The following is a 7,311-nucleotide window of genomic DNA, read 5'->3' as shown; positions in this document are numbered from 1 at the left end:
GTATGAAAAGTTTGTCAAACCAGCCAAGCAAGCTAGTGATATTGCCAACATATCCTTCTCTGGAAAATTTTGGTGGGGTGAAGGCAGAGCTGAGTTTTATGCCAAACAGTTAATGCCACTCATTGATAAGTATAATTGTATGATTCATTTGCTACCAGGACATGTAGGAAATGAAAGAAATGATAATCGGTTCCACGAACGACTGAAAAAATATTTACCTGCTGCTAATTGCCAAATCAACTCATGGAAAAATCCGGAAGAGTTTCTAGCAATCCTCAGGCACATGGATTTTCACATAGGTAATCGCCTGCACTCAATTATACTAGCCGATATCCTTGGCATTGCCAATATTGGAATTGTTAATTCCGAATCAAAAATTAAGCATTACATTGATAAGTCAGAAATGCTACCGACAGCAAGAGTGGTAAATTTTATGGAGCCCTTGTCTATAGAGCAGATAGAAACAGTTTTCAAAAATTACAAAAGACCAGAAGAGTTTATCTGCCAAGAATCGAAAACTGCGAAAGAATGTCTTGAGAAAGTTTTTGCCAATAGATAGTTTTTACTTTATTCAAATACACTAACAACTATTATGAAACTACTGCATGTTGAAAAAATCATTGCTAATGACAGAGTGAGACTTGTTGGTCTCGTTCAGGTTGATAGCCTTGACCAAGAAATAGAGATTTATTTTGAATATCCTCAACGATTCGCTGATTTTGTAACTGAAAGCGCCGATGCTTTTGTTCCTGCCTTACTTTTACCGGCAATGGAGAAAGGTGAAAATCTGGAGATAAAACCGCTGATGTCCGCGAAACTTTTTCGCAATTTACCTACCATACAAGATATCTTTCATCAGTGGTATCCATCCCAGCTGAAAAAAGTTTTAGTAACCGCAGAATCCCCAACAAACTATGATCAAAAATCCCTTAGCAAAGTTGGGGCATTTTTCTCCTTGGGAGTGGATTCGTTTTATACCTTTATTAAACATACGAAGACCCCTAGCGACTTTGGAATTCCCCTTTCTCATTTAATTTACATGAAAGGCATTGAGCGACCTTTACGCATTTATAAACATGGTCAAGAAAAAAAGGTAATCTCAAGGATTATGGAAGTTGCCCATGCAGCCAGTATAGATTGTATTGTCGGTGAAACAAATATCCGCAATCATTTTAACTTACAATGGGGACCTTATTATCATGGGGCTGGCTTGGCTTCAGTCTCCCTTTCTCTTTCAGCAGGTTTAGAATCTGTTTTAATTCCTTCAACAGATTCTTATAAAGATGTTTTCCCTTGGGGAACTAGCCCATTACTCGACCACCTATGGTCAACGGAAAAAACTAATATAGTTCATGACGGTTCAGAGACCCAAAGGGTTGAAAAAATTGCTAACTTTTTAGCAAAAGACCCTTTGGCTATGAAAAATTTGAGGGTATGTACTAATAATGAAGGTGGTGAAACCAACTGTGGAACCTGCCCTAAATGCGTGAGAACTATGCTGCCTTTACTGATTTCTGGTAATTTAGAAAAAGCCATAACATTTCCAGATAAATTACCCAGTAATTGGAACAGAATATTGCAAATTCAAGATACTCATGATCTAAGTCATGCTGTAGCAATTTTGAAGCTAGCGAAAGAGGTTAAAGCCGAAGAAAAAATAGTAAAAGCTCTTGAGAGCAAAATAGAAAATGGTAAAGCTTATCTATTTTGCCAAGGCAAAACTATTGCTGAAGTAGTAGGTTCAATACTTCACGTTTATTTTATTAAGAAGCCATTTGATTTGGTCAAACAACCAATTAAAGACATTCTAAATAGCCTAAGTTTATATAGCGCAAACCAGGGCTGAATGACATCCTGGCCGTAGGCCACGCGGGGCGCGTTCGTTAAGGGCGAGCTTAAGCTAAAAACTTGGAAAAGTCTGGTAGAACTGATTAGCATTCAGCTTTTTCTATAGCTGAATGCTGATCCCTGACTAACCCCCTTCTAAAAACTGGGGATTAGGCCAATGATATTGCTTCTTAACAGGTCGGGGAGCTGAGTGACTTACCTTTTCTCTCCTAGCACTTTCAATAACACTCCCTTGGCAAAGCATCTGAGCCATCAAAATCATTACAGTTTCAAATACTGAGGTCTTATTATTGGGATTAACAGCCACAATTGGGGGTTGATTAGGATCGCCAATGTATGCCATGCGCATCATAATTTCCTCTGGAGTCCATGCCCCTGCAACATCAGTATGAGTCAGACCAATAATCATGGGAATAGTAACCCGCTCCTGCATAAACGATAAAATCTGACGAGCACTAGCAAAATCAGTGGTTCGATTAGCTGCCATCAATAAAATATAGGCGTGAGCTCGGCGAATCAAAATATCCCACATAAAATCAAAGCGAGCTTGACCAGGAGTTCCATACAGGTGCAAATCCAAGTTCCGATTTAAGGGACGCAAACCAAAGTCTAAGGCAACGGTCGTTTTTTTCTTAAGCAATGATGTGGCATCCGTAGCGGTTCGTTCTGTTTCAATAACCGCACCTTCGCTGAATGTTCTGACAAAAGTAGATTTGCCAGCCCCTATTGTTCCCGTTACTACAATCCGTATACTGTCCATTGGGTTATGCTTTCCTAGCAAATACTACAGGTTATCAACTGTGCCAGTAGGTTGGGGTGAATCAAGGTAATTTGTTGACGATTGACGGTTGACGGTTGATGGTTGACTGTTAGTGGTCAACCTTAAACAAAAAATAGCTTACATTGAATTTCACACACCCACTGACGTTATACCAATAACTGACGTTATACCAATAATCGAGAATGCCTTGGCCGTAGGCCACGCTACGCGAACAACAATTTTTAAAAAATTTTACCATTTGGTAATGGGTAATGGGGAATTAATGCTAGTCTTTAAATTCCCCATTACCCATTATCTATCACCCCTTAATAATAACCAATAAACCTATATTGTATCCATTTTATCTAAAAGGTATTAGTAGAGTAATACCCACAAAATTACTAGAGCAACATTGGTTTTAATTCAGCCAGAGTTCGTTTAATTTCTAACATCAATACTCCCTGCTTAGCTGCTTTACTAGCTAGAACCAGAAATACCGCTTCTTCACCACAACTGGTCAAAACGCTAAATCCCTCTTTACCCTCAACATAGATCCGGTCGATTTCTCCTCTAGCCAGTTCTGAGCCAATTCGCTCACCCAAGGAGAGCATAGCCGCAGACATCGCTGAAACCCGTTCTTCATCCATTTCCCCAGGCAGACTGGATGCTAACGGTAAACCATCGGTCGTGACTACAGCTGCTCCTTGAATATCAGCAGTGGATGTAACAAAATTATGCAGGATATACCCCAATTTTTGAGAATTGATCGCCATTGTTCCCTTACTCCAATTGCAGAATGTGTAATTCGGTTAGTTTGTTTTCCTCGAAACTGATAGCTGATATTTAAGTAGGAGTAGTGCCAATTTGCCAAAACTTATAGACTATTGATTTAGTTTCCAACAAAATCGACACTTAATCTAGCAATCCTATCGGAAAAGTGAACAGTCACAGGTCTTACTCAGGACTCGTAACTTTCCGAGTCTGAACTATTTTATTGACAGGTATTGTTCACAAATGATTTAGGATTGCTCTAGTTACATAGAGCCAGCGCCAGTACTAATCAGACGTCTAAATAGAGCCTCTGTCCAGCCAGTTTCTTTGAGAACCGCTGCCGAACTCACTTCTACATAGGCTTGCTCAATGAAGGCTAAATCAATCATGCAGATCCGACTGAGGGCATCCCGCAAGGCTTCATCTTTACTATCAGTTTTTATCCGGTTAGTAAATGCCTGCACCACAATTGCCATGGCTGGGACGACATGTTGAGGACCGATACCAATTTTCACATGTACCAAACCTATACGCCAACGACGTTCAGCATAGGCTTTTCCCCAGTCATCCATACCAGTGAACATTTCGTAAAACCATTGCACAAAGGTTACCCGTAGGCGCTCCATACGACCTTCCTTCTCTTTCATAATGGCATCCATTTCTTCATCATTACCTAAGTAAGTATAGAAATGGTCTGCCATTTCAGAAGCAATTTCTTTTCCCCAATCTGCCTGTGATTTCAGAAGCACTTTGTCTTCATTGGTCAAATTGACACGCTTTTCCATCTTGGTCATAAATTCCTGGGGATCTAAGCTCATAATTACTCCGATATAGCTGAATCTAACTCTAAGTTATTACTTGACTATTTAGCAAAGCACCCCGATTGAATTTTATAGTATTTAAACAGTATAGCAATGTTTTGATTAATTATTATCTGAATAGATATTTTTAACCGAAAAGATAATCATGTAAATTAGTTATATTTTAGCTTATTTTATTAAATAAAAGAGTTACAAGTATTTTTTTGTATAGTTTTAGTGAAGTTTATAGTTTGGGTTTACCAGAATTTTAAACTATTGACTTCATCTATCGTTGAATGTACCTATAACCTAAACTCCTGGATGTTTAGATAATACATTTATAGGTAAACTCTATAACGTTTACCTACTAAGCTTTTCAGCAAGTGATCCGTTCAATCCGGATCACTTTTTTTAGTGACGCTAATTAATGATTTGTGTAGTTTTATAAACACAAATTACAGAACATGGCAATTCTTAGAAACGATAATCCTTGGGGCGAAGTATTCGGCTAGCAAATTTGGGAGCAAACCAAGAATTTATGTGCGAATGCTTCGCCCTGACAAACGTCCTTTGTTTTATGGGTTTCGACCTGACAGGGGCTGGTCAGTTATTTGAGCTGAACGGCACTAGCTACTGGCTTGTCTAGGAATCTAGGAGATCCATCAGAAGCACCAAAGCCTCAAGCACTGAGGTTCGCTGATTGGGATTAACTATCACACTTGGGGGTTGATTGTGAGGGTTGCTATAACCGAGAGTTCTGATAATTTCCTCTGAGGTCATTGCCCCTGGACAATCCATATGGGTTAAACCAATAATCATGGGAACATTTACTCGCTCTTTCATAAACAGCAGAAGCTCACGAGAGTTGTTTAAACTACTGGGTCGATGAACTGGCACCAATACAATATAGGCGTGAGCTTCACGAATCAAAATATCCCACATGAAGTCAAAGCGAGATTGACCAGGAGTACCGTAGATATGAACATTTAGATTCTTACCAAAGGTAAGGCTACCAAAGTCAAATGCAACGGTAGTTTTTTTCTTTAGCAGAAGTATTTCGTCGGTGGCTTTACTTTCTATTTCCACAGCTTCAACATTACTTGCTGTCCTCACAAAAGTAGATTTGCCAGCTCCTACAGTTCCGGTTACTACGACACGGACACTTTTCATGGGATTTACTCCACTAAGACTAGTTAATATTGAGTAGATTTCAGTCTTAGCAGATGAGAAAGGGAAATTTGGTGGGGTAAGTCCTGTAATTTGAGTTAAACTCAGATCTTGAACCAAGTTTAAGATTTACCTGTAAAGGTAGGGAACAGGAATCCCCCCTAGCCTTAGTAAGGGGGGAGGGGAACAGGGAACAGTGATAAGATTTGGTGATTTCAGTACTTAAATTGATTGTTATCACTGCCGTTATTAAGTTTTTTGTACTGGTGCAAGAGCTCAGTTAAAGGAGGATTATCAAAGGGGATTTGGTATTAATACCTAACCTTCAACAGTATTAATCTTGAGTCCTCGACTTTGTATAGTTTGCTCAAATAATGGCGTAGATAGGGCTTGTTCCACCGGCCAAACTCCCGGTTTATTGAGTTGACCAGTAAGCATCAGTTCCGCAATACTACCAGTACCCACCCCAGCAGCGACAGCAGTATTCTCATGGACTAAGGTTGAGCCAGCACGGGCTGATTTACCATCTTTGTAACCAGTAACCTCTGAGCGAATGGCAACACCAACGCCACTAACGCGATCGCTTACATCGGTCATGATGTGGCTGACATGGGACAAAAACTCGATTCCAGCGGGATTTTTCAGCCAAGATGAGGGAAAGATATGGGCAGCTATCCAGGTCAGATGATTATAAAAATCGGGAACTGAGCCAAATTTAGTGATTACCGTGTTAACGGGGAATGAGTCCACTAAGGTCAAGGCTTCTGGCATATCAAACCAGTAGACACCAGCTTTACCATAGGGAGCAGGGAATTGGATGGTTTCGCGTAGGCTATAAGGTTTCACGGTTTGCCACTGATTATCAATCCAAGCTTCAAACGGTTCTTGCAATCCCAGGAAAGTAGTACGCATCACCGTCACTCCAGCACCACCAGAACCGGCAACTACATAGCTGAGGTGAATCCGTTCTGCAACATCTAACTGTTCTACATCGTGACGCACCATACTATTGGAGATACCAGGAAAAATGCCAGAATTCACAATAGCGGTGACACCAGCAGCAGCAGCCTGTTCACGGAAAGCTAACGCTTTGCGGGTAAAAGCACGGTTGTCACTGACATCGAGATAGTTAACCCCTTGTTCGATGCAAGTGTTTAGGACAGTAGCGTCTCGGTAGAGAAACGGACCAGCACAATGGATCACTAGGTTGTGAGATGCGATCGCATTTCTTAACCCCTCCTGATCAGCTAAGTCTAGAGGGAGAAACTGCACGGGGGGCTGTAACTGTTGTGGTAATACTAGATCAAGTTTACCCTGACGTCCGGTAATCGTAATTTTCCCCTGAGTATGGGCAAGTAAGTCTTGCGCTACACTGTTCCCGATTCGTCCTTTGCCTCCTAGGATTAAAACCTGGTCTGTCATTAGATCATGTCCGGTTGAATACTTATCGCATTTCTATATTACGGTTGCTGGTTTCACCGACCGTAGGGAATAGAATCATTAATTATCCTGATGCTCTACGCTCAACTCTTTACTCCTTGTGATTCTGACAACATTTCAAGCATTGATTATCATTTAATTTAATTGTGTCCATTGGGTTTTACTAATAGTAAATTTTTTAACTATGGGTCTTCAGTATCTACTATGCTAAAATGTTAGCTGAAACCTTAACTAAACTCAAAAAATGTATCAAATTATAGCCTGACATGTAGCTTGATTTGACTTCTAAGGATAATCTATTGTTATATAGCGGTTTTCAATTAGGTGAGGTACATGTTTTGAGGGAGCAGGGAGTAGGGACTTCGGAGCAGGGAGCAGGGAGCATAAAAGAGGCAATAGGCATGCTAGCAATAGGCAGATTTAGCGAATGCTTGGATCTATGCCCAAGTTAATCCTGAGGAAGTTGCCACTGCAATCCAAGAAAATGAGGCAGATTAATGATGGTTCGTTTATATGCTGATGAGC

At 40.4% G+C, this 7,311-nt stretch carries 8 protein-coding genes; 3 read left to right on the top strand and 5 right to left on the bottom strand.

The window, feature by feature from the left end:
- The coding region (locus F6J94_RS26880; RefSeq protein WP_293045871.1) for a polysaccharide pyruvyl transferase family protein at positions 1–559 on the top strand (559 nt) is incomplete at its 5' end.
- Positions 560–592: 33 nt separating this feature from the next.
- Positions 593–1,846 (top strand): hypothetical protein, encoded by a 1,254-nt coding sequence (locus tag F6J94_RS26875; RefSeq protein ID WP_293045869.1) that lies wholly within the window; start codon positions 593–595, stop codon positions 1,844–1,846.
- Positions 1,847–1,972: 126 nt separating this feature from the next.
- On the opposite strand, the gene F6J94_RS26870 is transcribed toward F6J94_RS26875, so the two are convergent.
- Positions 1,973–2,608 carry an ATP/GTP-binding protein gene (locus F6J94_RS26870; RefSeq protein WP_293045867.1) on the bottom strand — a complete coding sequence of 212 codons (636 nt, stop codon included), beginning with the start codon at positions 2,606–2,608 and terminating at the stop codon, positions 1,973–1,975.
- A gap of 208 nt (positions 2,609–2,816) precedes the next feature.
- Between F6J94_RS26870 and F6J94_RS26865 the strand changes: the two genes are divergently transcribed.
- Positions 2,817–2,951, top strand: coding sequence for a hypothetical protein (locus F6J94_RS26865; RefSeq protein ID WP_293045865.1), 135 nt, complete (start codon positions 2,817–2,819; stop codon positions 2,949–2,951).
- Positions 2,952–3,009: 58 nt separating this feature from the next.
- Here the strand turns inward: F6J94_RS26865 and F6J94_RS26860 are convergent, their stop codons facing one another.
- The 4 genes from F6J94_RS26860 to F6J94_RS26845 form a co-directional block, all read right to left on the bottom strand.
- A complete protein-coding gene (locus tag F6J94_RS26860) occupies positions 3,010–3,381 on the bottom strand; it encodes a roadblock/LC7 domain-containing protein (protein WP_287313137.1) in 372 nt (123 codons plus the stop codon).
- A 261-nt stretch (positions 3,382–3,642) separates the two neighbouring features.
- Positions 3,643–4,197: a protoglobin domain-containing protein gene (locus F6J94_RS26855; protein ID WP_293020079.1), complete on the bottom strand. Its 555-nt coding sequence runs from the start codon at positions 4,195–4,197 to the stop codon at positions 3,643–3,645.
- Positions 4,198–4,821: 624 nt separating this feature from the next.
- Entirely contained in the window at positions 4,822–5,466 is a 645-nt protein-coding gene (locus F6J94_RS26850) for an ATP/GTP-binding protein (protein WP_367142279.1), read from the bottom strand.
- A 198-nt stretch (positions 5,467–5,664) separates the two neighbouring features.
- Entirely contained in the window at positions 5,665–6,768 is a 1,104-nt protein-coding gene (locus F6J94_RS26845; protein WP_293045863.1) for a saccharopine dehydrogenase NADP-binding domain-containing protein, read from the bottom strand.
- Between the last annotated feature and the right edge of the window lie 543 nt (positions 6,769–7,311).

The organism is Moorena sp. SIO1F2 (assembly GCF_010672755.1).
In the GTDB taxonomy this organism is placed as follows: domain Bacteria; phylum Cyanobacteriota; class Cyanobacteriia; order Cyanobacteriales; family Coleofasciculaceae; genus Moorena.
Note: the sequence above shows the minus strand (reverse complement) of the source record. Positions and strands in the feature narration are given on the sequence as shown.

Bases quoted from the DNA above. Each gene is read 5' to 3' on its own strand.
- F6J94_RS26875 (WP_293045869.1), top strand. From the start codon at position 593: ATGAAACTACTGCATGTTGAAAAAATCATTGCTAATGACAGAGTGAGA.
- F6J94_RS26870 (WP_293045867.1), bottom strand. From the start codon at position 2,608: ATGGACAGTATACGGATTGTAGTAACGGGAACAATAGGGGCTGGCAAA.
- F6J94_RS26860 (WP_287313137.1), bottom strand. From the start codon at position 3,381: ATGGCGATCAATTCTCAAAAATTGGGGTATATCCTGCATAATTTTGTT.
- F6J94_RS26855 (WP_293020079.1), bottom strand. From the start codon at position 4,197: ATGAGCTTAGATCCCCAGGAATTTATGACCAAGATGGAAAAGCGTGTC.
- F6J94_RS26845 (WP_293045863.1), bottom strand. From the start codon at position 6,768: ATGACAGACCAGGTTTTAATCCTAGGAGGCAAAGGACGAATCGGGAAC.